General features: G+C 44.0%; 26 protein-coding genes. 8 read left to right on the top strand and 18 right to left on the bottom strand.

Translation table 11 applies throughout. The annotated features are described in order from the left end of the window. The first annotated feature begins 6 nt into the window (after positions 1–6). Positions 7–435: an RrF2 family transcriptional regulator gene (locus DS742_RS15475; RefSeq protein WP_117417880.1), complete on the top strand. Its 429-nt coding sequence runs from the start codon at positions 7–9 to the stop codon at positions 433–435. 80 nt (positions 436–515) lie between these two features. On the opposite strand, the gene DS742_RS15470 is transcribed toward DS742_RS15475, so the two are convergent. The 8 genes from DS742_RS15470 to DS742_RS15435 form a co-directional block, all read right to left on the bottom strand. Beyond that, positions 516–785 (bottom strand): hypothetical protein, encoded by a 270-nt coding sequence (locus DS742_RS15470; RefSeq protein ID WP_117417879.1) that lies wholly within the window; start codon positions 783–785, stop codon positions 516–518. A gap of 111 nt (positions 786–896) precedes the next feature. Then, complete coding sequence (locus tag DS742_RS15465) at positions 897–3263, bottom strand: ribonucleoside triphosphate reductase (protein ID WP_117417878.1); 2367 nt, start codon at positions 3261–3263, stop codon at positions 897–899. A gap of 128 nt (positions 3264–3391) precedes the next feature. Further along, positions 3392–4663: a GTPase HflX gene (gene hflX, locus DS742_RS15460; protein ID WP_117417877.1), complete on the bottom strand. Its 1272-nt coding sequence runs from the start codon at positions 4661–4663 to the stop codon at positions 3392–3394. 12 nt (positions 4664–4675) lie between these two features. Further along, complete coding sequence (locus DS742_RS15455) at positions 4676–5452, bottom strand: tetratricopeptide repeat protein (protein WP_117417876.1); 777 nt, start codon at positions 5450–5452, stop codon at positions 4676–4678. Between the two features lie 34 nt (positions 5453–5486). Then, positions 5487–5924 carry a dUTP diphosphatase gene (locus DS742_RS15450; RefSeq protein WP_117417875.1) on the bottom strand — a complete coding sequence of 146 codons (438 nt, stop codon included), beginning with the start codon at positions 5922–5924 and terminating at the stop codon, positions 5487–5489. After that, on the bottom strand, positions 5921–6580 hold the full coding sequence (gene scpB / locus DS742_RS15445) for an SMC-Scp complex subunit ScpB (protein WP_117417874.1): 660 nt from the start codon (positions 6578–6580) through the stop codon (positions 5921–5923). Before scpB ends, DS742_RS15450 begins: the two co-directional genes overlap by 4 nt. After that, on the bottom strand, positions 6573–7379 hold the full coding sequence (locus DS742_RS15440; protein WP_117417873.1) for a segregation and condensation protein A: 807 nt from the start codon (positions 7377–7379) through the stop codon (positions 6573–6575). The genes scpB and DS742_RS15440 overlap by 8 nt, the downstream gene beginning before the upstream one ends. 79 nt (positions 7380–7458) lie before the next feature. Next, complete coding sequence (locus tag DS742_RS15435; RefSeq protein ID WP_117417956.1) at positions 7459–8319, bottom strand: metallophosphoesterase; 861 nt, start codon at positions 8317–8319, stop codon at positions 7459–7461. Positions 8320–8503: 184 nt separating this feature from the next. Between DS742_RS15435 and DS742_RS15430 the strand changes: the two genes are divergently transcribed. Then, positions 8504–8755, top strand: a complete 252-nt coding sequence (locus DS742_RS15430) for a helix-turn-helix domain-containing protein (protein ID WP_117417872.1) — start codon at positions 8504–8506, stop codon at positions 8753–8755. Between the two features lie 72 nt (positions 8756–8827). Here the strand turns inward: DS742_RS15430 and DS742_RS15425 are convergent, their stop codons facing one another. The 3 genes from DS742_RS15425 to DS742_RS15415 all read right to left on the bottom strand — a co-directional run bounded on the left by DS742_RS15425 (position 8828) and on the right by DS742_RS15415 (position 11369). Further along, a complete protein-coding gene (locus tag DS742_RS15425; RefSeq protein WP_117417871.1) occupies positions 8828–10048 on the bottom strand; it encodes a serine hydrolase in 1221 nt (406 codons plus the stop codon). 145 nt (positions 10049–10193) lie between these two features. Beyond that, the gene (locus DS742_RS15420; protein WP_117417870.1) at positions 10194–10865 is read right to left on the bottom strand and encodes an NUDIX domain-containing protein; all 672 of its coding nucleotides are present in this window, start codon (positions 10863–10865) and stop codon (positions 10194–10196) included. Between the two features lie 24 nt (positions 10866–10889). Beyond that, positions 10890–11369: a COG2426 family protein gene (locus DS742_RS15415; protein ID WP_117417869.1), complete on the bottom strand. Its 480-nt coding sequence runs from the start codon at positions 11367–11369 to the stop codon at positions 10890–10892. A 223-nt stretch (positions 11370–11592) separates the two neighbouring features. Here DS742_RS15415 and DS742_RS15410 point away from each other — a divergent pair, with 223 nt between their 5' ends. Beyond that, positions 11593–12255 (top strand): phosphatase PAP2 family protein, encoded by a 663-nt coding sequence (locus DS742_RS15410; RefSeq protein WP_170313480.1) that lies wholly within the window; start codon positions 11593–11595, stop codon positions 12253–12255. Between the two features lie 44 nt (positions 12256–12299). Here the strand turns inward: DS742_RS15410 and DS742_RS15405 are convergent, their stop codons facing one another. Next, a complete protein-coding gene (locus DS742_RS15405) occupies positions 12300–13319 on the bottom strand; it encodes a glycosyltransferase family 2 protein (RefSeq protein ID WP_117417868.1) in 1020 nt (339 codons plus the stop codon). Beyond that, on the bottom strand, positions 13316–14107 hold the full coding sequence (locus DS742_RS15400; protein ID WP_117417867.1) for a CPBP family intramembrane glutamic endopeptidase: 792 nt from the start codon (positions 14105–14107) through the stop codon (positions 13316–13318). Before DS742_RS15400 ends, DS742_RS15405 begins: the two co-directional genes overlap by 4 nt. 174 nt (positions 14108–14281) lie before the next feature. Between DS742_RS15400 and arcC the strand changes: the two genes are divergently transcribed. Beyond that, positions 14282–15220, top strand: coding sequence for a carbamate kinase (gene arcC, locus DS742_RS15395; protein ID WP_117417866.1), 939 nt, complete (start codon positions 14282–14284; stop codon positions 15218–15220). A 57-nt stretch (positions 15221–15277) separates the two neighbouring features. Here arcC and DS742_RS15390 read toward each other — a convergent pair whose 3' ends face one another. Next, entirely contained in the window at positions 15278–16180 is a 903-nt protein-coding gene (locus DS742_RS15390; protein WP_117417865.1) for a PhzF family isomerase, read from the bottom strand. A gap of 131 nt (positions 16181–16311) precedes the next feature. Here DS742_RS15390 and DS742_RS15385 point away from each other — a divergent pair, with 131 nt between their 5' ends. Continuing rightward, positions 16312–16641 (top strand): winged helix-turn-helix transcriptional regulator, encoded by a 330-nt coding sequence (locus DS742_RS15385; protein ID WP_117417864.1) that lies wholly within the window; start codon positions 16312–16314, stop codon positions 16639–16641. 66 nt (positions 16642–16707) lie between these two features. Further along, entirely contained in the window at positions 16708–17565 is an 858-nt protein-coding gene (gene pdaA / locus DS742_RS15380) for a delta-lactam-biosynthetic de-N-acetylase (protein ID WP_117417863.1), read from the top strand. A 50-nt stretch (positions 17566–17615) separates the two neighbouring features. Here the strand turns inward: pdaA and DS742_RS15375 are convergent, their stop codons facing one another. The 3 genes from DS742_RS15375 to DS742_RS15365 all read right to left on the bottom strand — a co-directional run bounded on the left by DS742_RS15375 (position 17616) and on the right by DS742_RS15365 (position 21787). Then, positions 17616–19253: a SulP family inorganic anion transporter gene (locus DS742_RS15375; protein ID WP_117417862.1), complete on the bottom strand. Its 1638-nt coding sequence runs from the start codon at positions 19251–19253 to the stop codon at positions 17616–17618. Between the two features lie 111 nt (positions 19254–19364). Further along, on the bottom strand, positions 19365–20033 hold the full coding sequence (locus DS742_RS15370; RefSeq protein ID WP_117417861.1) for a Crp/Fnr family transcriptional regulator: 669 nt from the start codon (positions 20031–20033) through the stop codon (positions 19365–19367). A 17-nt stretch (positions 20034–20050) separates the two neighbouring features. Then, entirely contained in the window at positions 20051–21787 is a 1737-nt protein-coding gene (locus DS742_RS15365) for a restriction endonuclease FokI C-terminal domain-containing protein (protein WP_117417860.1), read from the bottom strand. 274 nt (positions 21788–22061) lie between these two features. Between DS742_RS15365 and DS742_RS15360 the strand changes: the two genes are divergently transcribed. Together DS742_RS15360 and DS742_RS15355 are read left to right on the top strand one after the other, a co-directional pair. Next, positions 22062–23090, top strand: coding sequence for an FIST signal transduction protein (locus DS742_RS15360; protein ID WP_117417859.1), 1029 nt, complete (start codon positions 22062–22064; stop codon positions 23088–23090). A gap of 9 nt (positions 23091–23099) precedes the next feature. After that, the gene (locus tag DS742_RS15355; RefSeq protein ID WP_117417858.1) at positions 23100–24047 is read left to right on the top strand and encodes a methyl-accepting chemotaxis protein; all 948 of its coding nucleotides are present in this window, start codon (positions 23100–23102) and stop codon (positions 24045–24047) included. 93 nt (positions 24048–24140) lie between these two features. Here DS742_RS15355 and DS742_RS15350 read toward each other — a convergent pair whose 3' ends face one another. Then, complete coding sequence (locus tag DS742_RS15350) at positions 24141–25304, bottom strand: DUF4317 domain-containing protein (protein WP_117417857.1); 1164 nt, start codon at positions 25302–25304, stop codon at positions 24141–24143. Between the last annotated feature and the right edge of the window lie 51 nt (positions 25305–25355).

Raw genomic sequence — 25355 nt, 5'->3', positions numbered from 1 at the left:
ATTTTGATGAAATTTTCTACCAAGGGGCGTTACGCGCTCCGAATGATGATTGAGTTTGCCCTTCAGCCAGGTGAATGCACGAAGATTAACCATGTTGCAGAGCGGCAGGACATATCTGATAAGTATTTAGAGCAGATTGTTACGATTCTGAGCCGTGCCGGATATGTGAAAAGCCGGAGAGGCGCTCAGGGCGGTTATTATCTTACAAAAGATCCTTCCGAATACACGGTAGGCATGATTCTGCGCCTTGCAGAAGGCAGTCTGGCCCCGGTATCCTGTATGGAGGAAGAAGTCAACTCCTGCAGCAGGGCTGATACATGTGCCAGCATGCTGGTCTTTAAAAAACTGGATCAGGCCATCTCCGATGTGGTAGATAACATCACTCTTGCAGATCTTGTGGAAGAGCAGAAGCGCCTGGAGGGAATGGAAGACTGACAAATCCGTATGGCCATAAAAAATCCGTCGGACTGCAGCAGAAGCTGGGCTGCAATCCAACGGATTTTTGAATTTATCTGTCAGATCCGGTCCGCTATTTCCTCAAACAGGCGGGCCTTGTCACGAAAATAATCTCTTGAAAATCCATCAGCCTCCTGTAAAGCTTCTTCCAGTGTCTTCGACTGAAGTTCTACGGATACTGCTTCAATTCCTGCCTCAATCACCAGTGTAAAAGCACCGTCTCCATGTGTCTGTATCTGCAGGCTGATATAGTGATGTTCTGCTTCAATACTCTTTCTGGCTACAGCACCCATCTCCCCAAACAGGACCCACGTATTCTCATATTCCATCTGCTATGCCCCTTTCTGTCTGAAACATCAAAAGATTCTGTACTATTATAGCACAGAATCTTTTGACTGACTACCATATATTGGCGTATGTGCCATGGACGGGACATGAAATCAGCACGGAATGCTTTCTGCAAATTTACGGATATCAGAAGCATTGGTGATCTTTTGAATCAGTCCGTCTTTCACCACTACAAGTGTAGGTGCCTGCATAATTCCCAGCTTGTCTGCCAGCTCTGCATTCTCTTCTGCATCCACTGTTTCATAATCCACATTCTTAAGGAACTGCTTTGCCAGCCTGCAGTTGGGGCAGGTTTTTGTAGTAAACAGATAAGCACCTGACGGCATCTCCGGCTTCTTGTCCGTTCCCTTTTCCGCCTTCTGCTCATGAGCAGCGTTTTTTAAAACGGAGCCGGAGATATTGTAGGTAGTACGGTTTTTATACTCCTGCGTCTTTCCTTCATTCCAGTTTTGAACCGGGCGGTAATAGCCGGTAATGCGGCTGTAAATCTCCGCTTTCTTTCCGCATACCGGGCAGACACTATGTTCTCCTGCCAGATATCCATGCTCTGCACAGATGGAATAGGTTGGAGACAGGGTGTAGTAAGGCAGTTTATAATGATCGGCAATGGTTTTAACCAGCTTTGCTGCTGCTGCCCAGTCAGGCAGCTTCTCGCCCAGGAATGCATGAAATACGGTTCCGGAGGTATAAAGTGTCTGAAGCTCATCCTGAATGTCCAGTGCATCAAAAATATCCGCCGTGTAATCCACCGGAAGATGGGAACTGTTGGTATAATAAGGGGTATCTCCCTCATGACCGGCTGTTTTAATGTCCGGATAATACTTCCTGTCATGTTTGGCAAGACGATAGGTGGTGGATTCCGCCGGAGTCGCTTCCAGATTATAAAGATCTCCATACATCTCCTGATAATCGGAAAGCCGTTCCCTCATATGATTTAAAACGGTTTTTGTAAACTTCTGGGTCTTTGTATCGGTTAAGTCTTTCCCCAGCCATTTTGCATTTAAACCAACCTCATTCATACCGATCAGTCCAATGGTGGAAAAGTGATTTTCAAAGCTTCCCAGATAGCGCTTTGTATAAGGATAAAGCCCCTGATCCAGAAGCTTTGTAATAACCTCTCTCTTTGTTCTCAAGGATCTGGCCGACAAATCCATCATGCGGTCAAGACGCTTGTAGAAATCCGCTTCATCTTTTGCCAGATAAGCAATTCTCGGCATATTAATGGTTACCACGCCAACAGACCCTGTACTCTCTCCTGACCCGAAGAAACCTCCGGTCTTCCTTCTTAACTCTCTTAAATCCAGTCTGAGACGGCAGCACATGCTTCTTACATCGCTGGGCTCCATATCGCTGTTGATATAATTGGAAAAATAAGGAGTTCCGTACTTGGAGGTCATTTCAAACAACAGGCGGTTGTTCTCAGTATCACTCCAGTCAAAATCTTTGGTTATGGAATAGGTGGGGATTGGATACTGAAATCCTCTTCCGTTGGCATCCCCCTCAATCATGGTTTCAATAAATGCCTTATTGACCATGTCCATCTCTTTTTTACAGTCTTTATATTTGAAAGCCATCTCTTTTCCGCCTACAATGGCATTCAGCTCTGCCATATCAGACGGAACAGTCCAGTCCAGGGTGATATTGGAAAATGGTGCCTGGGTGCCCCAGCGGCTGGGAGTGTTCACACCATAAATAAAGGATTCGATACACTTTTTCACTTCCGGGTAGGATAACCGGTCACTCTTTACAAAAGGTGCCAGATAGGTGTCAAAGGATGAAAATGCCTGGGCGCCCGCCCATTCATTCTGCATAATTCCAAGAAAGTTAACCATCTGGTTGCAGAGTACGGATAAATGTCTGGCCGGAGAAGAGGTAATCTTTCCCGGAATTCCCCCCAGTCCCTCTAAAAGCAGCTGTTTTAACGACCAGCCTGCACAGTATCCGGTAAGCATGGACAAATCATGGATATGAATATCCGCATTCCTGTGTGCCTCTGCTATCTCGTGATCATAGATCTCTGACAGCCAGTAATTCGCCGTAACTGCACCGGAATTGCTTAAGATCAGTCCTCCTACGGAATAAGTTACCGTTGAGTTCTCTTTTACACGCCAGTCCTCAACCTTAACATAACTGTTCACCACATCTTTATAATCCAGGATGGTGTTTTTCATATTCCGTATCTTTTCCCGCTGTTTTCTATATAATATGTAGGCCTTGGCTACATCCGTATATCCCGCGTGCTCCAGCACATGCTCCACGCTGTCCTGGATCTGTTCCACAGTTATCTTACCATCATTCATTTTCTCCTGGAAATCTGCCGTCACCCGCAGAGACAGAAGCTCTAAAATTTCATTATTGTACTCCTTTCCGGTTGCCTTAAATGCTTTCTTAATGGCTTCCGTGATCTTCCCCAAGCTAAATTCAGCTTCTTCCCCGTCTCTTTTCACTACCTGGATCATCTAACCTTTACTCCTTTCACAAAAACCGTCACGACTTTTTTTAGCATACAAATGTATTATAGCAGAAGAAAAAAGAAAACACAATATGTGGATTTTGTTTATTTCAAAATCTACATATTGTGTTTTTGTCATTCGTCGAAAAAGTCCTGGCTGCCTGCCAGACCTGCAAATAATTCTGCCGGTACATAAGCATTCACCAGTATTCCGTCTTCCTGGTATTCTTCTTTTAAAAGCTGGCCGTATTTACGGATCTGCTGGATCTTTCCAGCGTCTTTATAGGAATAAACCTTCTCTAAATAAATCCTTCTGCTTCTCAATATAGATTCAATCAGATTTTCCAGTTCATCTATCCCTTCTCCTGTACGCGCGGAGATCCTGACCTGATAATCCGATGAGATGTCCTTAAGGGTGGTATCCGGTCTTAAAGCATCGATTTTATTAAATACGGTAACCATGATCTTATCCGTTACTCCCAGTTCCCTTAGCGTTTCATATACCACATGCATCTGGATTTCCATCTGAGGATTGGAGCAGTCCACTACATGAAGAATAATATCACTGTATTTGGCCTCTTCTAACGTACTTTTAAATGCTTCAATCAGATGATGGGGCAGTTTTCTGATAAAACCAACCGTATCGGTTAGAAGAATCTGCTGGCCGCCCGGCAGGCTTAAGTTCCTTGTTGTAGGATCCAGTGTTGCAAACAGCTTGTCCTCTGCCAGAATTCCTGCACCGGTTAACCGGTTTAACAGAGTGGATTTACCGGCATTGGTATAGCCGACTATGGCGGCCACAGGCATATGATTTTTATCCCTCTGCTGTCTTGCCACCTCTCTGTGGCGCTTTACATCCTCTAAATCCGCTTTCAGAACACTGATCCGGTCATGAATCAGCCTTCGGTCTATCTCCAGCTTCTTCTCGCCAGGTCCTCTGGTTCCGATTCCTCCGCCAAGTCTGGATAACGAGCTTCTTAAGCCGACCAGCCTGGCAGAACGGTATTTCAACTGGGCAAGCTCCACCTGTATCTTTCCTTCTCTGGTGGTAGCTCTTGCTGCAAATATATCCAGAATAACCATGGTACGGTCCATCACCTTTATCTGCAGGGCATCCTCTAAATTGCGCATCTGGGCAGGTGAAAGCTCATCGTCACAGACCACTCCCGTTGCACCAAGTAAAAAGATCCTTTCCCGGATTTCTTCAATCTTACCTTTTCCAAGATAAGTTCCCGGATGAATCCTCTCACGGTTCTGAATGACCTTATCCACAGTAACTGCACCCGCTGTCTTAACCAGCTCTTCCAGCTCATCTAAGGATGCGCTCACATCTGTGCCGTCTCCCGTACTTACTGCTGTCAAAATAACCTTTTCTTCTATTTCTTTTAACTCTATCAGTTCTGCCATTCCCTCTCCAACCTATCTTGACTCCAAAAATGTAATTTCCCGTTGTGCTTCTTCATCCGGTCCATGTACAGAAACATATTGCTCCATGGTATCCAGCGCCTTTTTAAACTCTCCCTTCCGCTCATAAACAACAGCGGTATTAAACAATAACTCCGGTGCTTTTGACGCTTCCGGTGCTGCTAAGCCTTTTTGAAATGCTTCCAGCGCTCCATCCCAGTCCTTTTCTGCCATCCTGCATAATCCCATCCGGTTGTAGATCATGGGACCTGCCTCTCCTGCGGCGGCTGCACCTTCATAGAGAGTCATTGCATCCGATGGAGATCCCGCCTTTTCCATAGCTGCACCTGCTGCCATAAGCGCATTCATTCTTCCAGGCGCTGTGCTGTCCGGGTCAAGTTCACGGCTCCGGTTATAATCAGCTATGGCACCGTCATCATCTCCCGCACCGGCTTTCGATGCACTCCTCATGTTTAAATATTCCGGTTTTTCCCCATCAACCTTGATTAAAATATCATAGGTGCCGACAGCTGCCTGGTAATCACCGGAAAGATACTCCGCTTCTGCTTTGTATTTTAATACATCCATATCGAATTTTCCTACCAGGCCCTTTTTGGCATCAATGGCCCGGTCAAATGACGCAATGGCATCCTTGTAGTTTCCTTCCTCAAGGGCCTTAATTCCATCATCCCGGTACGTGTACCGATTCTCTTTTTTGCCGCAACCGGCCGTCACTGTAAGAATCAGAATCAGAACAATTAAAAGTGTTCCATATCCGGTTTTTCTTTTCATGTTAATATCTCCAACTTTGACAATTCTATAAATGTTATTGTATTCCAGTGCTTCCGTGTCCGCCTCTGTCCTCATGATTTAAAGAATCCACAGCCTCAAAACAGATGGCTGGCTGATGCTCTGTAATACGGAACTGGCAGATCCGGTCATTGATATGAATCACGGTATCCCGAAGTGCATACGCCGGGAAAAACCACTGGTCATTGTCTCCGCAGTAAGTTTCATCAATAATTCCCATACTGTTGGTCTGAATAATGCCGTAATTTTTAAACGTACTGCTTCTCGGAACCACATGGGCTTCATAACCGGCAGGAAGTTCCATGGCAATTCCAAGAGGGATCAGTTTGAATTCACCGGCTTTTAACTCCACTTCTTTTGCAGCCCGTAAATCAATCCAGTCGGATTTGCCGTCTATGTATCTCAGTTTTTCTATCTCATCTGTAAAATATTTAATTTTTATGTTCGCACTCACTGTATGTCCTCCTGCTGACTGTCGCCGTTTTCTTCTTTGGCAAGCAATACTCCGCTTCCCGAAAGTTCTTCTTCCACTTCCATTCGAATCTCCGCTGCTACCATGGGATCTGCCGCCGGTAAATTCTGAGTGGAACCAATGCCAAATCTTCTTAAAAATTCTTCTGTTGTTGCAAAAAGTGCAGGACGTCCCGGTGCATCCAAACGTCCGACCTCATAAACCAGATTATATTCCACCAGCTTGTTTACCGCATGATCCGACTTTACTCCGCGGATCTTCTCTATCTCAAGCTTTGTAACCGGCTGTTTGTATGCAATGATGGAAAGCGTCTCCAAAACCACTTCCGATAATACCTGTTTTTTCGGTGCACAGGCAACACGGATTAAATTCTCATAGTATTCCGGGCGGGTGCACATCTGATAGCTGTTCTCCAGCGCAATGATCTGCATTCCCTTCTTGCCCGTCTCATACCGCTTCATCAGACGAAGAACCGCTTCTTTTGCTGTTTCCTCATCCTGGTCGATGGCTGCAGCCAGCCGGCCAAGCTCCACCGAATTTCCCATGGTAAAAAGAACTGCCTCAATGACCGCTTCCCATTTCTTTTCTTCTTTTGCGCTCTTTCCTGACCCGTTTGCTGTCAGAGTTTCTTTATCCATTGACTTTCTCTTCCTCTCCCAGATCCGAAAAATCCAGTTCCCCTTCCTCGCCTTCCGGCTCCAGGGTTTCAATCATCATATCATCAAATAAATGCTCCTGGGTCAAAGTGATCTTACCGATCTTCATGAGTTCCAGAAGCGCTAAAAAAGTTACGACTACCTCAATCTTGTCAGGCTGACCCTCAAGCATCTTCCGAAAGGAAAACTTCCGGTTTCGTCTGGCAAAATCCATAACCGATTTTATCTTATCTTCCAGACTTACTGCTTCCTTGCGAATGTTGCCAAAACGGCTTCTGATGGGATCCACCCGGTCTTCCGTCCGCTTCGTCACCGCACGGAAAATTTCCTGCAGCTTTGCCAGGGTAAGTCCGTCAAGAAGCTTGTCTAAATCTACGGGAGGCTCATACTTTGCCACCTGTGCAGGTACAGTAGGAGTCTTAAAAAGCAGGCGGTCGGCTCCTATCTCCCGGTCTCTTAACTCCGATGCCATATATTTAAAATATTTGTATTCCAGAAGGCGGGCAACAAGCTCTGCTCTTGGATCTTCTTCCTCCCCTTCTTCATTGATCTCTTTCGGAAGAAGCATGCGCGCTTTAATGTCAATGAGCGTTGCAGCCATGACAAGAAATTCGCTGACAATATTCAAATCCTCAGTTTCCATATGATTCATGTAATCTAAATACTGTTCTGTAATAGTCACAATGGGAATGTCATAAATATTCACTTTGTTTTTATCAATCAAGTGAAGAAGCAGATCAAGCGGTCCTTCGAAATTATCCAGTTTATAAGAGATTCCCATATATTCCTCCAAAGCAGATTGAAAACATGCTAAAAAGCAGTATACCAAATTCAGACCAATCTGTAAACATATGGAAGGTTCAAATTAAGGATTTGGGTTTTAAATCAACCACCACCACCTGGGGCTTGTTATTCAGCCGGATGTTAATGGAGTGGGTTCCCAGGCCCCTGCTTACAATCATGTATTTCTCATCTTTCTGAAACGTCCCTGCACAGCAGGGGTTAAAAAACTGGTATTGAGGGGTCATGACTCCTCCCAGAAACGGAAGGCGTATGGTACCCCCATGAAAATGACCGCAAAGGGTCAAATCCGCCCCCCATCCCTGATAAGCCGGAAAATAAAGGGGGGAATGGGACAATAGAATCTGATACCGTTCTTTTGATGCCTTCCCTGCTTTTTGTTCCAGTTCAACTGGAAGAAGACGCTCCGGACGAAAATCCTTATAGCACCCTTCCTTTAAATCAACACCTGTAATCGCAATATCCTTCCGGTATAATTCCGTCCGGTCTCTTAAAACAATCACGCCAAGCTTTTTTAAGCTGTTCTCATACGTATCATACTGGTCACCGTAAACGAAACGCTCCCGGTCCATCCGGTTTTCATGATTCCCGTTGCCGTAAAAAACGGGATAACGGGACGTCAGCTTCTCCATCAGTCTTAAACTGACCGATGTATCTGCTGTTTTCTTTACCACCATCATATCACCGCCGACAAGCACCACATCCGGATTCACATGATCAATCGTCTTTAGCAGTCTCTCATTGTCTGCTCCAAAACAGTGACTGTGAAGATCCGAAAGGAATACCAGCCTTAAGTTTTTTCCGATCTTACTGCTTTTTACAACTGTCCTCTCTACAGAAAGCTGTTCTCTCTCGTATTCAGATCGCAGCAATGATACTGCGCCTGCAGCAGCACAAAAAACTCCGGCAGCAAACCACATCTGTTTATTCCTCATCTTTTCTCATTCCTTTTTTTGCTGTCTTTTCATCATACAATGAATAACACGTCTGCGTCAAGTAAAAGGCTTTTATAATTGCATCCGAAACCCGTATAATGGATACCAATTATGGATAATATGCAATACTGGATAATCACGGTTTAATAAGAGTGTGAGGTGACTAACTATGATTGTTTATGACAGACTTTGGGAAACCATGAAAAAGAAAAACGTCAGCCAGTATCATCTGATCAAATATTGCAAGGTCAGTGCCGGACAAATCGGACGGCTTAAGAAAAACAATTTCGTATCGACTCATACGATTGACATGCTTTGCAAAATTTTAAACTGCGGCGTGGAAGAAATTATGGAATATCGGGCCGATATTTGCGAGGCAGCAGACATAACCTGTAATACTGACCCAGAGGAAAATAAATAACAGGCTTTTCCTTCAGGGGATTTGGCATGAAAAAAAGAGCCGGAAGGCTCTTTTTTTCATGTTTCAACCATCTCAGGAGATCCAGACACCAGATGAATCGAGGCGGTATCCATCCGGTGTAACCGTATCCTTTAACATAACACCGTCACTGCCAAGATAATACCACTTCTCATTGGTTTTCACCCAGTAATTGCATGCCATGGTCCCATCCTGCCGGTAATAATACCACTTATCACCTGACTGCAGCCAGCCGGTGGAAGCAGACGCTTTTAAATTGCTGCTTCCAGTCGCTTTTAAGGCAAAGCCATAATCAAGAAGAGCTTTGGTATCCTCATAATGAGTTGATTTGCTTTTCATGATCACTACAATTAAACGGGATCCATTCTTTTCCGCATATGTAACCAGTGTATTGCCTGCCAGAGATGTAAAACCTGTCTTTCCGCCCACCACACCGGGATAATAACGGGAGTCGGAGGAATTAATCATCTTATGTCCCATGGTTACGGTTCTGGCGCCTGCCTTCTTGGTGGCTGGAATCTGATAGCGGACAGTAGAGCACACGTTTCTTACCACACTGTTTTGAAAGGCAGCTTTTGCAATCAGCGCCATATCATGCGGTGTTGTATAATGATTGGAATTATTAAGACCGTTGGGATTGACAAAATTAGTATTGGTACAGCCAAGTTCTTTCGCTTTGGCATTCATCAGCTGGGCAAAGGAGCTGACGCTGCCGGATACATGCTCAGCCAGACCATTTGCAACATCATTGGCGGACTTGAGCATAAGACCATAGAGACACTGCTCCACTGTGAGCTTATCGCCTTCCGTCATATTTAAGGTGACCGCCCCTGCTTCCAGATTGGTCGTGGCTGCCTTCGAGAAAGTAACGGTATCCGAAAGGCTGGTCCGTTCTGCCACCAGCAGCGCCGTCATCAGTTTTGTAATGCTGGCCGGATAATACTTGGACTCACTGTTTTTGGAATAAAGGAGTGTGCCGGTATCGGCATCCATTAATACTGCTCCCTCTGAAGAAATCTGGGGCACACTTACTGTAGAAGCGGCTGTGGAAGTGTCTGTGGATGCCGCTGTGGAAGCAGGTGCGGGTTTCTGGCTGTCTTTGTTCTGGTCTGCCTGTCCGCTTATAGCAGCACCCGGTCCGGCTGCTGCCTGTGTCTCCTGTGCGGAGCCTGGAAAGGGCGAAACCGTAGGTATCACGGTTGCGTAAGAGATGCCGGATGCCATCATGGAAAAGCTTATTACCAGACTCATTAATCTGCATGTGTTTTTTGTCATAGCCTATTGTCTCCTGTATCTTTCTGCCTGTTTTTTCTTTTATCAGTATATCATATAATCCAGTAAATTCTGCTTAAAATTTTCTTACAATCCAAAAAAATGCACCACTCATAAAAGTGATGCATAACCTGTAAAATATCCTGAATTAATCCTCTTTTTCCAACTCTTCCAGCCTGTCCATGGCAATATTTAAAATCTCCGCATGGTCAAAGGCCAGCTTTTCCTGGTCTAACATGTCAATTGCAGGAAGAAGTTCAATGTCAACATCTCTCTTCCACATCAGGCCATCCCGTTCAAACGTCTCCGTGATCCGATAGCTGATAAAAATATGTTCGTCCTCATTCTCTATGGTAAGCGCATAGGTTGCTCCGTTCTCAAGGTCGGAAAGCTTCTTTTTCTTTACTTCAAACCAACACGCCTTTTTGGCATCATCACCGGCCTGTACAGTCAGCTGATCCTTTGGTACAGCAGCTAAGTAAGAAACGGAAATCACTCTGGTCCTGGGATCCCGCTTTACGCCGCCCCAGGTATAAAGCTGTTCCATATAGATTCCTTTTAACCCGGTTTCTTCAAACAGTTCTCTGGCGGCTGCTTCTTCCAGAGATTCATCCATGTTCACAAATCCTCCCGGAATCGCCCACTGGCCTATGCAGGGGTGATTTTTCCGTTTGATAAGAAGAATATCTGTCTTTGACTCCTCCTGGTCCCATGCAAATATCAGCATATCCACCGTTACCGACGGGCGTTCGTAATCTCCCGGACGGTATTGTAAAAGAAACTCTTTTTCCGTCAGCCCTTCTTCATTCTTTCGTTCCATTCTGCCCTTCTTCCTACCAGTTTTTTAAAATATGACGGACCGAAGCGCTCCAAGCACACCTGCACTGGCAAGTCCCATAATAACTCCCGCCATCAGAACGCCTCCCATCACAGCTAAAATACTGGATTTAAAATCAATATCAAGCAGGCTGGCTGCCAATGTGCCAGTCCAGGCACCGGTACCAGGAAGAGGGATTCCAACAAATATCAAAAGAGCAATGAACAGTCCCCTTCCGGCTTTCGCCTGCAGTTTTTCTCCGCCGCGCTTTCCTTTTTCCAGACACCACGTAAAGAAGCCGCCGATTACCGGCTTATCTGCTCCCCACTCAAGAACCCTCCTGGCAAACAGATAGATAACAGGTACAGGAAGCAGATTGCCGATTATCGCAACAAGGTAGGACTGGAACAAAGGCAGTCCCATCACTGCAGAGTAAGGAATCGCTCCCCTTAGTTCTATAAGCGGAACCATGGAAATTAAAAATACCGTTATATATTTTTGTAACATCATCTATTCCTTTCATAAAAAAGTCTGCTTTTATACTATACACAAAGATGGACCGTCTATCAACTGTTTTATAAAAAGATTATATTTACATACATGATTCGAAACCTTTACTGAATAAAATATTAACATTTCTGAAATACTATTGTACTGACAAAACGAGTGTGATATAATCCTCAAAAGTTGATTATTATCATTCCACACACAGTTAAGAAGGATGTCTTTTATGAATATAAAACAGTTATTAACGAAATACCGGCATGTATGGTTTCTCAGCTACGCCTTCCTCTATTTACCATGGTTTTTCTACCTGGAAAAAACGGTGACCAGCAACTACCATATCATGCATATAGCCCTTGATGACTATATCCCGTTTAATGAATATTTCATTATTCCTTACCTGATGTGGTTTGCTTATGTGGCAGTTTCCATCTGTTATTTTTTCTTTCATGATGTAAAAGAATATTACAGACTGTGCACCATGCTGTTTACAGGTATGACCATAAGCCTTGTAATCTGCACCGTCTTTCCAAACGGAACGGATTTCAGGCCGCTCGTTGATCCGAATAAGAATATTCCTTCTGCAATTGTTTATCTTCTCTACTCTGCAGATACCTGCACCAATGTATTTCCAAGCATACATGTGTACAATTCCATCTGTGTGCATATCGCAGTCTGCCGGAGTGAACGTTTGAAAAAATACGGGCTGTTAAGAACCGGATCCTTTGTTTTAATGGTTTCAATCTGCCTGGCAACTGTATTCTTAAAGCAGCATTCTGCTTTTGACGGTCTTGGTTCCATTGCCATGGCATATATCATGTATCAGTTTGTTTATTCCGATTCCCTTGTTCCAAACAGAAAGAAGGTTTCCGAAAAAGCAATCAGTTAAAAAAAGGCCTTCCCCACGCCGGGGAGGTCTTTTTTTTACTCATATTAATTAAAGCCAAAAAATTTCTGAGTCATTTTATAAATGGCGATGGGGAATTTCATCCCGCCCTTGCCCGGCAGATTGACTCCCTGTCCCAGAAATCCGTAACGAAGCCTTAGATAGAGTTTTAAATTCTGTTTTCGAAGGCTCTGCCATAATTCTTTCTTTTTCTCCATATTTTCCTCTGTTCCGGACTTGATTGCAAGAATGGAGGTTATTACCATCATAATCTCTAAATACCTTACCATGTAACGGCGAAGCTTGCGCTGTTTTATCTTCATGACGTCATAATAGGAAAGCATCAGCTTTGTTACACGGATCTGCTGATCAATCCTTCCAATCATAATCTGTTCATTGACTGACTGGTCCTCCCTGCCTATGAAATAGCGGTAAAAGTTCACGTTTAAATAATACATGGTCTTCACATGGGGAAGCGGCTGATATACAAAAATATTATCTACGTAAAAGGTATGTTTGGGCAGTTCCAGACCGCACTGTCTTAAAAGCTCGGTCCTGTAAATGACAGAGTGCATAAGAATGTATTGTCCCAGTATAAATACCTTTACGTCGTCCCAGTCTATCAGTTCATTCTCCGGGAGTGCAGTCCGGTAATTCATTACCTTTTTCCTTTTTGATCCCTGTTTTTCATATACAAAATTGCTCACCAGCATGTCAAGTGTCTTTTCACCGTATACAAAATGCCTGAGCGTATTGAGAATTTCCATATAAGCTGATTCATCCACCCAGTCATCGCTGTCCACTACCTTAAAATAGATTCCGGATGCATTCCTTAATCCTGCATTAACCGCTTCTCCATGTCCGCCATTCTCCTGATGGATGGCCCTGCAGATTCCCGGATAATTCCGTTCATATTCATCTGCAATTTCGGCTGTACGGTCCTTTACTGAACCGTCATCTACAATAAGGATCTCCACCTCTTCTCCGCCTGGCAGCAGGGAATCGATACAGTTCCTCATATAGGCTTCTGAATTATAACATGGAATTGCTACAGATAAGAGTTTCACACAATATCCTCCTTTAGGTTGTTTTTCCAATAAATCCGGACAATACAAAATACAGTCACAACAACTGCCGCAGCTACAACAGCCACAGTCACGGCAGCATGTCCCCTTTGAAACAGTAATCCGGACAGCTTCGTGTTGGTTATGAAAAGCGAAAGTAAATTAGCCGGGATATGAAGCATGAAGGCTGCTGACAGGGCTTTTGTTCTCTCATAAAGCCAGGCTGCCGCAAGACCGATTAAAAAAGCATATACTCCCTGGGGAAGATTTCCATGGTAAAGTCCAAATAAGCCGGCTGATATGACAGCCGAAAGCCCAAACGAAAATTTATCCCGAAGGGAAGCAAATATCATCCCTCTGAAAATCAGTTCCTCTGCTGCCGGAATAACAAAACCGGAAGCCAGAAGCTGCAGCGCAAACGGCGGGGAATACAGGGCATTCGCCGCTTCCTGATATGCCTTTGATATCCTGGTCAGTCCCATGACTTCCACTACCGAATTGCCCAGAATGCAAAGAGCGGCTCCAAGCAGACATATGGAAACAGGACTGTTTGTAAGCTTAAAACTCTCTGTCAGTGAATATCCCCTGTTTTTCTGATCATAAAAATAGACCCACAGCAAGACCGGAATATTCAGTACTGCAGATAATCCCGTAGCAAAAAGAGGTTCCAACGGCACCGCCAAATACAGGAAAGTGGTGGCTAACGTATAGGTAAACAAAGGAAGAATCAGATGCAGAATGAGTATTATCATAAGTACCTGTCCTTTCATTTTCTGTATCTTCTTAAACATTATACCACCTGATTTCAGGATATCTACTTAATTTTTTTAAAAATATTTCTAAAATCTATTGAAATCTTTTCTCATATTCCTGTATACCCGAAAGCGGTTGCTTTTTTTTTCCGCTGATAATATAATGTCTTTATAATTTCTGATTAAAACTACATGAAACTGAGAGGAAATGATATGGCAAAAAAACGTATTGTGATAGCTTTGGGACATCATGCTTTGGGAACAAACCTTCCGGAACAGAAGACGGCAGTTGCCCGCACTGCCAAAGTAATTGCAGATTTTATTCAGTCCGGCTGGCAGGTGGCCGTTACTCACAGCAATGCTCCCCAGGTTGGAATGATCCACACTGCAATGAATGAATTCGGAAAACAGCATGATGGATACACCTGCGCCCCCATGTCTGTCTGTTCTGCCATGAGCCAGGGATACATCGGCTACGACTTACAAAACGGCATCCGTGCAGAACTCATGACCCGGGGCATCTATAAATCCGTAGCTACGATTTTAACCCAGATGATGGTAAACCCATATGACGAGGCTTTCTATACACCCATGAAGCCCATCGGCCGTTTCATGTCTGCAGAGGAAGCAAAGGAAGAAGAGGAAAAAGGAAACTATGTGGAAGAGGTTCCGGGCAAAGGATTCCGCAGAGTTGTCGCTTCCCCAAAGCCAGTTTCTATCGTTGAGATTGATATCATAAAGGCAGTTATGGATGCAGATCAGATTGTGATCGCCTGCGGAGGCGGCGGCATTCCTGTTATGGAACAGGGCTGCTACTTAAAGGGCGCCAGTGCTGTGATTGAAAAGGACAGAGCTGCCGGACTGCTGGCAAAAGAAATTGATGCCGATGTTCTGATGATTTTAACAAACGTGGATAACGTTACCTTAAACTTCGGAAAACCGGAGGCAAGTCCAATCGGCCGCATGAGCATTAAGGAAGCTGTTGCTTATATTGAGGACAATCAGTTCGAATCCGCCTCCATGCTTCCAAAGATTGAGGCCTCCCTGGATTTCATTGAACATGGCAGAAACCGGAAAGCGATCATTACTTCCCTGGAAAAAGCAGAAGAAAGCCTGGATGATAAAGCAGGTACCATTATAACAGAAGCATAGACAAAGAAAAGGATTTTTGCCCGGACAGAATACGCCGGACAAGAATCCTTCTTTCTATTACAGTTCCATTTCCGTTGAAAAGGCAGTCACAGCCTTGCCTGTGATTTTCACTTTAACCGGTTTGCCTCCTTTTATTGCTACAGTAACTGAAATTTTTCCCATACGTCCGATGGCTTCTCCCTGTACCGCCTCAAAAGAAAACTCCTCTTTATTCGTTCCAAACAGTCCATAAGTAACGAAGTAAGCCCCTAAAGGTCCATTGGCATTTCCTGTCACAGGATCCTCTGCAATCCCAATGGCAGGTGCAAACATCCTCCCATGAACAAGGGTTGCTTCCTCCGGATGAAGCGTGAATACATAATATCCGTTGCAGCTGGTCCTGGAGCTGATTTCTGTCAGTTTTGCAAGGTCAGGCTTTAAGCTGTGCAGCAGGTTTAACTCAGTTATGCCAATCATCACCTTGGAATGACCGGTTGATGCTATGGCAATGGGGCAGTCCCTTCTGAGTTTTTCTTCCGGAATCCCAAGGGCTTCTATAATCTCCATCTGAACCGGTAACGGCAGCGGCTCTTCCACTTCCACTTCCCCCTGTGTCATAGTGATGGTATAATCTCCATCCTCTGATTGGATTTCAACAGGAAGGATTCCCGCCCCTGTTTTCTGTATGACCACTCCGGAAGCCATACCACGCTCCAATGCTCTTACATAGTTAGCTGCAATTGTCGCGTGACCGCAGATGGGCACTTCACACCGGGGTGTGAAAAAACGGACATGAACGTCATACTCTCCCTCTGATCCCGGAAAAAGAAAGGCTGTTTCCGAATTATTTAATTCTCTTGCTATTTTAAGCATCATACTGTCACTTAGACCGTCGGCATTGGCCACCACACCTGCCGGATTGCCGGTAAACCGCTCTCTGGTAAATGAATCCACCTGATAGATCCGATATGATTTTTTCATAAAAATCCTCCTCATTCTTGTTTTTTCTATCTTAATACGGTTAGTTCCTATTGACAAGTAATTACATTTTCGTTATAAAATTACCTTAAATATACTAACTATCTAAATAATAATATCGAGGCAGAATAACTATGAAGAATAAAGAAATAAAACCCAAAACCCTGGAATGCCATGTAGAAAAAATGTTTAATATTATCGGCGGAAAATGGTCCTTTCTTATTATAAAAAATCTCTTTCCAGGCACGAAGCGGTTCGGAGAACTACGAAGCAGCTTACACGGAATCAGCCCTAAAACACTGACTGCCTGTCTGCGCTCTTTAGAATCCCATGGCATTTTAACAAGAGAAGTCATCCCCACCATACCGCCTGAAGTCCGTTACACGCTGACAGAGAAAGGCATGGATTTACAAAACGTCGTCAATCAGATGAAAATCTGGGGAGAAAAATGGTCTGAACGTTAATCCTGCAGCATATATTCCCGAAACTCTGTCATATATTGAAACAAACGTACATGACGGAGTTTTACTATGAAATGGTTCAACCGATTAAGACTGACGGAAAAAATCAGAACATTTTCCGTTTCGCCGGAAAAGGGAAAGAAAGCCCTGATAATATTTCTGTTCCTATTATGCGCCTTTTTTGCCGGGCGTCTGGGAGCTATGCTGACCGGGCATCATCGTGCTGTAGAAACTGCTGCAGAGGGAAACTGGGGATTAAGCTTCCAGCAGGAAGGGCAGGCTCCGGTGGCCAATGCCACCATGGACTATTTAAAGCAATACAATGCCTATTATGCACAAAAAACCCAGGATAAGGTCTTATATCTCACCTTTGACGCCGGATATGAAAATGGAAATACTGCCGCGATTCTGGATGCATTAAAAAAACACCACGCACCTGCTACCTTTTTTGTTGTGGGCAACTACATAGAAACAGCACCGGAGCTTGTGAAACGAATGATAGCCGAAGGACACACCGTGGGCAATCATACCTACCATCATCCGGATATGTCCAAAATGAGTTCGAAGGAAACCTTTGAAAAAGAGCTTGGAGATTTGGAAACATTGTTTGAACAGACCACAGGACAGCAGATGAAAAAGTATTACCGTCCGCCCCAGGGCAAATACAGTGAAGCCAATTTGCAGATGGCTAAAGATATGGGATACAAAACCTTTTTCTGGAGCCTGGCCTACGTGGACTGGTACCAGGATAAACAGCCTTCAAAGGAAGAGGCCTTCAAGAAACTTTTAGGACGGATTCATCCCGGCGCCATCGTGCTTTTGCACAGCACTTCCAGTACTAACGCCCAGATACTTGATGAGCTGCTGGCCAAGTGGGAAGAGATGGGTTATCAGTTTAAATCTCTGGATCAGTTAGTAAGTCAATAAAAAAGAAACCGGGGTTCAATAATTGAACTTCGGTTCTTTTTTATAAAATATTAAAGATCTGCTGCAAAAGAAAGAGCCTCATCGATACAGCCCGCCAGATTCTCCCTTCCCACTGACTCCAAAAAGCCCGCCCGTTCCATCATGGACATGGGCTGTTCATTGACATGGGATAAAATAAGGGTCACATGTTTCCTCTTTAAATTCTGATACAGTTTTTCCAGACTTTTTAACGCCGTCGCATCCATTGCCGGAACACTTCTCATGCGAAGAATCAGAACTCTCTTCCCCTCTTCTATAATCAGCTGGGAAATCTTTTCCGCAGCGCCGAAAAACATGGGACCGCTCACCTCAAAGACTGCCACATGCTTTGGCACAGGTTTTAAGTCTATGGACTCCCCGCTGTTCTCCTCTTCATCCTCTAAATATTTCCAGCTGCTTATTTCCGTCACGTCTGCCATACGTTTCATAAACAGCAGGGAAGCAAATAAAATTCCTACTGCAATGGCCGTAACCAGATCAAATGCAACGGTAAATACAAAGGTGACAAGAAGCACGGACCAGTCACTTTTGGGAGCTGTTTTCATGATGGAAAGGAAAACTCTCCACTCACTCATGTTATAAGCAACCATAAAAAGAATGGCTGCTATGGCGGGCATGGGAATTAACGCAGCATAAGGCATTAAAAATACAAGTACCAGCAGAAGCATCCCAGCGTGAACCATGCCTGCAACCGGTGTTCTTCCGCCGTTTTTTATGTTTGCTGCAGTTCTTGCAATGGCTCCTGTCGCCGGAATTCCTCCAAAAAGGGCGGAACAGATATTGCCGGCGCCCTGAGCTACCAGCTCCATGTTGGAATTATGCCTGCTCCCAACCATCCCATCTGCCACAACGCAGGACAATAAGGATTCCACCGCTGCCAGCACCGCTATTGTCACTGCATCCGGCATTACCGTCTGCACCATACCCAATGAAAATACGGGAAGATGAAATGCAGGAAGATCCGATGATATGGTATATAAATCCCCAATGGTATTTACAGGAAGTTGAAACAATTTCACAAGCCCTGCTGTAACGATGACTGCAATCAGCGAAGGCGGTATGGTCTTAAAAAATCTGGGCCATACAATAAGAATTAAGAGCGCTGTCAACCCTACCGCAAGAGCCATGGGATTAAGCGTACCCATACGGTGTACAATCTCATTGACTTTTTCAAGGGTTTCAATGGGTGCATGCTCAAAGGTAAGTCCAAGAAAATCCTTGATCTGTCCGATGAAAATAGTAACTGCAATTCCAGTCGTAAACCCTGTGGTAATGGTGTAAGGAATAAAACGGATCAGGCTTCCCATCCGTAAACTTCCCATGATAACCAGAAAGATTCCTGCCATAATCGTTGCAATAACCAGTCCGTCAAAGCCGTTTTTTGCAGCAATCCCCGCCACAATTGATGCAAATGCAGCAGTGGGACCTGCGATCTGTACCTTGCTTCCTCCCAGAAACGAGATCACAAAACCGGCTGTAATGGCGGTGTAAAGCCCCTGTTCCGGAGTAACGCCGCTGGCTAACGCCAGAGCAATGGAAAGCGGAAGGGCAATGATGGCAACAATGATTCCGGAAACAAAATCTTTAAAAAACTGTTCCTTTGTGTAATGCTTCATTGATAAAAAAAATTGAGGTACCAAATCTTTCATTTCTTCATCCTTTGTCTATTATAAAATTTTCATAAACTTTTTATAATATAACGTTCCAGTTAGAAGAAAGCAAGTCTATTTTCCATGTTCCTGAAATAGTACAAGAATAATTTATCTAAGACTATGGGCAGCCAGCACTTCGAGACCATCTTCGTCAAGCAGTTCCACAGTTCCACGGGTAATCTTCACCAGATTTTCTCCCTGAAACAGGCGAAGCAGACGGGTTACCACTTCTCTGGCAGTACCTAAATGCCGGGCAATCTGTTCATGGGTAATGGAAAGTTCCTTTGTTTCATTGAGTCTGCATTCTTCCAGTAAAAATGCAGCCAGTCTTCCATCCATTTTCTTGTTCATCACCTGATCCATCAGCCACATGACATCAGAGAACCTCGATGCCATCAGTTCATTGGTGAAGTTTGAGACTACAGCCGACTCTTCCATTAAATCACGATAGACATCGGGGGGAATCTGGAACACTACCGTATCCTGTTCTGCCTCCACTGTCACATCAAACTGAATGTTTTTCACCATACAGGAACCGGAAAACAGACAGATATCCCGTTCAAACAACCGGTATAAAGTCAGTTCCCGCCCTTCATCCGATATGGTAAACACTCTTAACTGACCTTCTGTTACAAGAAGAAAACCGCTGCATTCATCGGATTCCCCATGTACCAGCATTCCCTTTTCAAATCTGATTTTCTTTGATTTCGTTGACAGCTTCTCTCTCTGTTTATCTGTCAGCTTGTTCCAAAAGGGAAGATAATCTCCCAGTGTCATAGTATCAAACCTCCCTGTCATGATTCATGCAAAAATAAAATCTCATCATTGGTATCAAAAAATCGGAAAAATTCCCCGTATTCCATAGTTCCTGCTTTTAACTTTTCTGCCATAATAAGCAGATTAGCGGAATTCACTGCTGCTCCTTTTAAGCCGGAGCGCATGGAAATATGGTTTAACCTGTCCCGGAAACCGCCCGTAAATTCTCCTGACACAAAAGCAAAGTGAAATGTTTTCACATCTTTGCCAAAAATGTCCCACCAGCAGTTGGGGTTTAACAGCTGGCTGCGCTCCTTATTTTCTTCTATATAGCGGTACATCTCATCTGCCTGTTTTATGGGAAGGGAATATCCCTTCCCATATGCTTTATTGTCGATGATCAGTCCGTTGTCTTCGTAGTAAATGCACACATCAGGCTTTCTGGTATCTCCAAGCCTTCCCCCAAGAAATGATAGTTCTGCCGTAAGCAGCTGGGCTGTCTGAATCTCGTAATCCCGGTCTGAGGTGCCGTCATAGCCAAGATCTACAAGAATTAAGTATTTGTGGTCAATGTGGGTTAAATGGGACCGCAGATAATCCTTCAGTATGGAAACCTCTGATTTCACCGGAAGGAAGGACTTAAGTGTCTCCGGGAACAATAGCCCCGTAATCTCATCTGTAATCCGGTATGTATCTCTGGTCTTTTGAACCTGCAGTCCGATATTTTCCAGACTCTTTAAATCGTCAAGGATGGTTTCAGTCTCTTCCTCCAGCCCCTTCTGCTTTAAATATTCCTGAATCTGCAAAGGAGTAAGTGCCGATTTTTCCAGGCACATAATAATATGGGCTCTCCGGTTTCTTAAATATTCCCGGTCTGCCGCTTTGGTCGCCAGCATATCCCACATCACCCGCTTTGGTATCTTCCTGCATCTGGATCCCCCGGTTATATGGTTGCATATGGTCCTTCCCTTTAAAGTCAGCTGGTAGGACTGGGGAATGACCTCAGTATTTTCCCCGCTCCCATACAGTCCGGGAACCTCTTTCGGTATTTTCTTCACCCAGCCCACAGAAATCAGCCAGCTGCAGATCGTTCTGACGTACTTATCGCTGGTTCCTTCCGTATCCTGAAGCAGCTTTGTCTTTTCTTCCTTCTCGTGCGCTGCCCCAAGCCCCTCCACAATCATGGACTGGGGAATGGAAGTAAATCCCGCTTCTCCAATAAATCCAAGCTTTGCACCTATCTCAAATTTTGTCATATGCCCTTCCTTCATCAGAAGGGACAGCACTCTGCACACCGGAGGATAGGAAAGAAGAGCCGTTTTTAATACTTCTTCCTCTTCTTTGCTTCCTTCCTCTGCCTTGGCATACTGCCTTCCCATAACGGATAGGGAGCATTCATCAGTCTCCCTGTCATAATCGAGAAAGCCGATGCTGACCGCCCATCTTAAAAATGAATCTGCCGGCCAGTCGGACTGATACTCTTTTCTCTGTCCGGGAAGTACCGCCTGAATGATTCCGGAACAGGGTGCATTGCTTCTGGTATAGCCTTTTGGTGTACCTTTTCCTTTTAAATGGGTATAGGGAATGCGGATTTCTTCCTGATCCAGTTCTTTTATGAATTCCTCCCGTTTGTCCTCATCCTGAATGAGCCTTGGAATCTTATCCGTTTTCAGCAGCCGGTTTATTCTGGAATCCGTTACAAATACGGATATCACATTTTTTAAATTGTCCAGGGTATAGGCCTCCTGTACCCAGCCAAATGTTCTCTCAGCCACGTTTCATTCCTCACTGTAGTTTTCTTACAGTATAGCATAGGGAAAGCAGATAGGCAAAATATTTTGATCTCCATCTCCTCTTCCTGCATCATTATATATCCAATAACTTTGTGTAAAACTATGGTAAAATTTTGTCATTTATTATATAATATAGGGAAATAACATCGTTATTCACCAAAATGTAACGTCATTTTTCGACTACTTTAGACATCGGTGCGTGGAATAAAAACTTATAAAGGAAGCAGTCGTTACAACCAACAAAAAGGAGAAACGAATGAAATCAGTTTATTTCAAAGACAGCCGCACTGCTCTTGATGCTGTTAACCGCAGCAATGCTGCTTTTGTATTATTTTGTGCACCTTCCGCTGTGCATGAATTATCACAACAGGTCAAGCAATCCACAGTCTTATGTTCAGCAGCAGGTGAATATTGTTCCCTGGGTTATCAAAACGGTATTATATCCGGATTCGAATATGATCCCCAGATGGCCGAAATTGTACCGATTGATCCGGTTCCTGCCCTGAGCATAAAAGATATGAAACAGGCCTACCAGAAAGTAAAGAATAACCCAAATGCATTTTTACTGTTATTATGTGAGGGTCTTTCTAAAATTGAAGAGAAGATAATGACATCACTCTATTTTATGGACAAGGATTTTAAGGTGATCGGAGGTTCCGCCGGAGACGATTTATCTTTTACAGAAACTCCTGTTTATATAGGAAGAGAAAAGGTACATAGTGTGGGGTTGTTCTTTGACTGTAAAAGAAGAACGTATTTAGCCAGGGAGAACATTTACAGGCCATCCGGTAAAGAAATGCTGGTAACCGATGCTGACCCTATGAACAGAATTGTCAGATCCTTTAACGGCAGCCCGGCTAGTACACAATATGCGAAAAATCTTGGAGTTTCTGAAAGGGATTTAAATAATCATTTCATGAATCATCCGTTAGGGATTGAATACGATTCAGAAATCTATATTGCATCACCCCAAAAGATAAACGGTAATCAGTCACTGTCTTTTTATTGCCAGATCATGCCCAATTCCTTTGTGAAAATCTTAGAACCGTTATCGCCGGAAGAAGTCATAAAAGAAACGCTGAAGGGAATTCCCTTTAAACCCCAGTTTCTGCTGGCAATTAACTGCATACTGAGATGTCTCAAATTCCAGCAGGAAGGTCTGTGGCCCGTAATTGATCAGAATCTGACCGGTGCATGCCAGAATACGACCGGATTCATCAGTTATGGCGAACAATTTTATCAGCGACACGTGAATCAGACCATGATATTGCTGGCAATAGAATAGGAGGCCGCTATGTTTAACTATGGGCATGATAAGAAATTAATTAACGAAGCTCAAAACAGATCCGAAGATACACAGGAATTAATTGGCGATTTAGCAATTGATGCCGACCGCAACATGAATGGTCTCTTAAAAGAAGAGGGGAACTTAACTCACGGGTTAAATGAGCTTCTGGCTGGGACTGAATTTACACTGAATGAAATACACAAGGTTGAGATGCAGCTGAAACGTCTTGATGACAGCATTAATACAACAAATGATTCGGTAGATGCCGTATCCGGCAGCTTAAAGGTATCCGCAGAAGCGATTGAGGATACGCGGAATGCTTACTTACGTATGTCAAACAAGATGGATGAGGTTTCAAATGTATTTAAAGATTTCTACAGCCTGTTCGAGCTGCTGAAGCTTCAATATAATGAGATCACCGGATTTACCAATATGATAACCAGTGTTGCCCAGCAGACCAGGCTATTGTCTTTTAACGCATCCATAGAAGCAGCCAGAGCCGGCTCAGCAGGTGTGGGATTTGCCGTTGTGTCAAATGAAATCAAAAAACTTTCCGATGAATCCCAGAAAAATGCTGACGATATCATTGAATCATTAAAAAACATGACGGAAACCTTCGAAAAACTGATTGAGAAATCCAGTGACGGCGGAAAGGTTGTGAAAGAAGCAAAATCTATGGTAGAAGAATCCGAAAAGCTGATCGACGGAATCGTAGAGGCTGAGAATCATGTAGGGATTAAAGTTACCCATGTAAAAGAGTCTCAAAGCACAAATTTAGAGGCAGTGAAAAATATTACAGAAAATATGGCAAATGTGGCTCATAAATCGGCTGAGGAACGACTCAAGTTAAATGAACTGGTAACAGGCGTCAACCGAAAGACAAAATTTTATTCCTATATTTTAAATCATTTAGATCAGATAAAAAACATAATCAAAAGCTGTACGGTAAGATAATAGTTACAGCCTTTTCTCTCTTCGGCCAGACGGTTGTCTATTTCTTTCGGAAATAATCTCCCGTCTGGTCCGAATCCTGACAGGCAATGAAGGTTATTCATCCGCCTCTTCTTCATAGGAGCGTTGTGCCGCAATTGGTCGTACTGTTATTCCGTTAATCTCCACATGCTCACTGATCCCGATTACAATACAGGGGCGCCCCTCGATCATCCGGTTCTCTACAAGGTAGGTTTTATCCGGAGCCACCTTTATGCTCACATCCGTTGTCTTGATTTCAAAGCTTCTTGCATTTACGATATTGGAGGCAAGGAATCCCGGATTCTTATCCTGTTCTTCCTGGGTTAATCGCTGTTCTAATTCCTCAAGCTTCTCCTGTGATGCGCCGTTGTTTTCCAAAAGCTTCTTCATCTGGTATTTATCAATGGTAAAGGGAGCCGGTTCATCCTTTGTTTCTTCCAGCATCTCATTGATGGTTTCATGAATGTTCTTTACTGTCTCAAAATCACAGTTTTCTCCCAGAGTTTCCTCTATAATCGTCTGAAAAGTCTCCTTCTGGCTCTTTGCAGTCATTGGAATGACGCATCCTAAGAGTTCGTCAATCAGACGCTCCGGCAGCAGCTCCGGATTTTTGGAATAATAAACAAGACCATGAATGTCCGTGTTACGGTCCGTAAATGCCGGAAATAAAAAGCCTGTTTCCGGAGCCTCCACGATCCAGTCCCTGTTCCTGTTCTCAATTACATTCGCCTGGGAATTATAGCAGAGGCCAGCCTTTGACAGCTTTACGGGGCAGATGGTGCACTGGATAAATTCGTAGACAAAATCAGAGGCATCGTACATCTCAAGCCCGTCGGAAGATCTTGCCGGTATATCGTAGGCACAATGAATCAGGATTATGTAATAGTTCTCACCATAATCATAGCTTGCAATGACTTTATCGTAAAACTCTTCAATCAGGCTGTCATCCTTTAACTGGCTGTCTCTCAGCTTTAACAGGAAATTCTGGGTTCCTCCCTCTTCCTCTGTATGGAGGGGGAATTCCATATTCACCAGATTCTTTCCAAACGTACCTGAGAGAGCGCTTTTAAAGATGGTAAAATATTTAAACGCCTCCTCTTCCGGAAGGGAGAGAAAGGCCTCCTTTAACTCTGTCCGTTTATTCTTTTCTGCGTCTACATAGCAGCCGCAGATCCGGCTGATGGCGCAGTTGGCTGGCGTAAAAAGTTTTTTTAACTCACTTGCTTCCTTCTTATTCATGAAAGATGTTCTCCTGTCTTATTGCTGTCTGTTTCCTTAGATATCGACAAA

Origin of the sequence: Lacrimispora amygdalina, assembly GCF_003432035.1 — a bacterium.
GTDB lineage: Bacteria > Bacillota > Clostridia > Lachnospirales > Lachnospiraceae > Lacrimispora > Lacrimispora amygdalina.
This window is presented reverse-complemented; position numbering and strand designations above follow the sequence as displayed.

Coding starts and splice junctions, on each gene's coding strand:
- DS742_RS15415 (WP_117417869.1), bottom strand. CDS start 11,369: ATGTTACAAAAATATATAACGGTATTTTTAATTTCCATGGTTCCGCTT.
- DS742_RS15430 (WP_117417872.1), top strand. CDS start 8,504: ATGATTGTTTATGACAGACTTTGGGAAACCATGAAAAAGAAAAACGTC.
- arcC (WP_117417866.1), top strand. CDS start 14,282: ATGGCAAAAAAACGTATTGTGATAGCTTTGGGACATCATGCTTTGGGA.
- DS742_RS15375 (WP_117417862.1), bottom strand. CDS start 19,253: ATGAAAGATTTGGTACCTCAATTTTTTTTATCAATGAAGCATTACACA.
- DS742_RS15425 (WP_117417871.1), bottom strand. CDS start 10,048: ATGACAAAAAACACATGCAGATTAATGAGTCTGGTAATAAGCTTTTCC.
- DS742_RS15470 (WP_117417879.1), bottom strand. CDS start 785: ATGGAATATGAGAATACGTGGGTCCTGTTTGGGGAGATGGGTGCTGTA.
- DS742_RS15465 (WP_117417878.1), bottom strand. CDS start 3,263: ATGATCCAGGTAGTGAAAAGAGACGGGGAAGAAGCTGAATTTAGCTTG.
- DS742_RS15440 (WP_117417873.1), bottom strand. CDS start 7,379: ATGGGAATCTCTTATAAACTGGATAATTTCGAAGGACCGCTTGATCTG.
- scpB (WP_117417874.1), bottom strand. CDS start 6,580: ATGGATAAAGAAACTCTGACAGCAAACGGGTCAGGAAAGAGCGCAAAA.
- DS742_RS15455 (WP_117417876.1), bottom strand. CDS start 5,452: ATGAAAAGAAAAACCGGATATGGAACACTTTTAATTGTTCTGATTCTG.
- DS742_RS15390 (WP_117417865.1), bottom strand. CDS start 16,180: ATGAAAAAATCATATCGGATCTATCAGGTGGATTCATTTACCAGAGAG.
- DS742_RS15385 (WP_117417864.1), top strand. CDS start 16,312: ATGAAGAATAAAGAAATAAAACCCAAAACCCTGGAATGCCATGTAGAA.
- DS742_RS15475 (WP_117417880.1), top strand. CDS start 7: ATGAAATTTTCTACCAAGGGGCGTTACGCGCTCCGAATGATGATTGAG.
- pdaA (WP_117417863.1), top strand. CDS start 16,708: ATGAAATGGTTCAACCGATTAAGACTGACGGAAAAAATCAGAACATTT.
- DS742_RS15420 (WP_117417870.1), bottom strand. CDS start 10,865: ATGGAACGAAAGAATGAAGAAGGGCTGACGGAAAAAGAGTTTCTTTTA.
- DS742_RS15350 (WP_117417857.1), bottom strand. CDS start 25,304: ATGAATAAGAAGGAAGCAAGTGAGTTAAAAAAACTTTTTACGCCAGCC.
- hflX (WP_117417877.1), bottom strand. CDS start 4,663: ATGGCAGAACTGATAGAGTTAAAAGAAATAGAAGAAAAGGTTATTTTG.
- DS742_RS15435 (WP_117417956.1), bottom strand. CDS start 8,319: ATGTGGTTTGCTGCCGGAGTTTTTTGTGCTGCTGCAGGCGCAGTATCA.
- DS742_RS15355 (WP_117417858.1), top strand. CDS start 23,100: ATGTTTAACTATGGGCATGATAAGAAATTAATTAACGAAGCTCAAAAC.
- DS742_RS15370 (WP_117417861.1), bottom strand. CDS start 20,033: ATGACACTGGGAGATTATCTTCCCTTTTGGAACAAGCTGACAGATAAA.
- DS742_RS15400 (WP_117417867.1), bottom strand. CDS start 14,107: ATGTTTAAGAAGATACAGAAAATGAAAGGACAGGTACTTATGATAATA.
- DS742_RS15410 (WP_170313480.1), top strand. CDS start 11,593: ATGAATATAAAACAGTTATTAACGAAATACCGGCATGTATGGTTTCTC.
- DS742_RS15360 (WP_117417859.1), top strand. CDS start 22,062: ATGAAATCAGTTTATTTCAAAGACAGCCGCACTGCTCTTGATGCTGTT.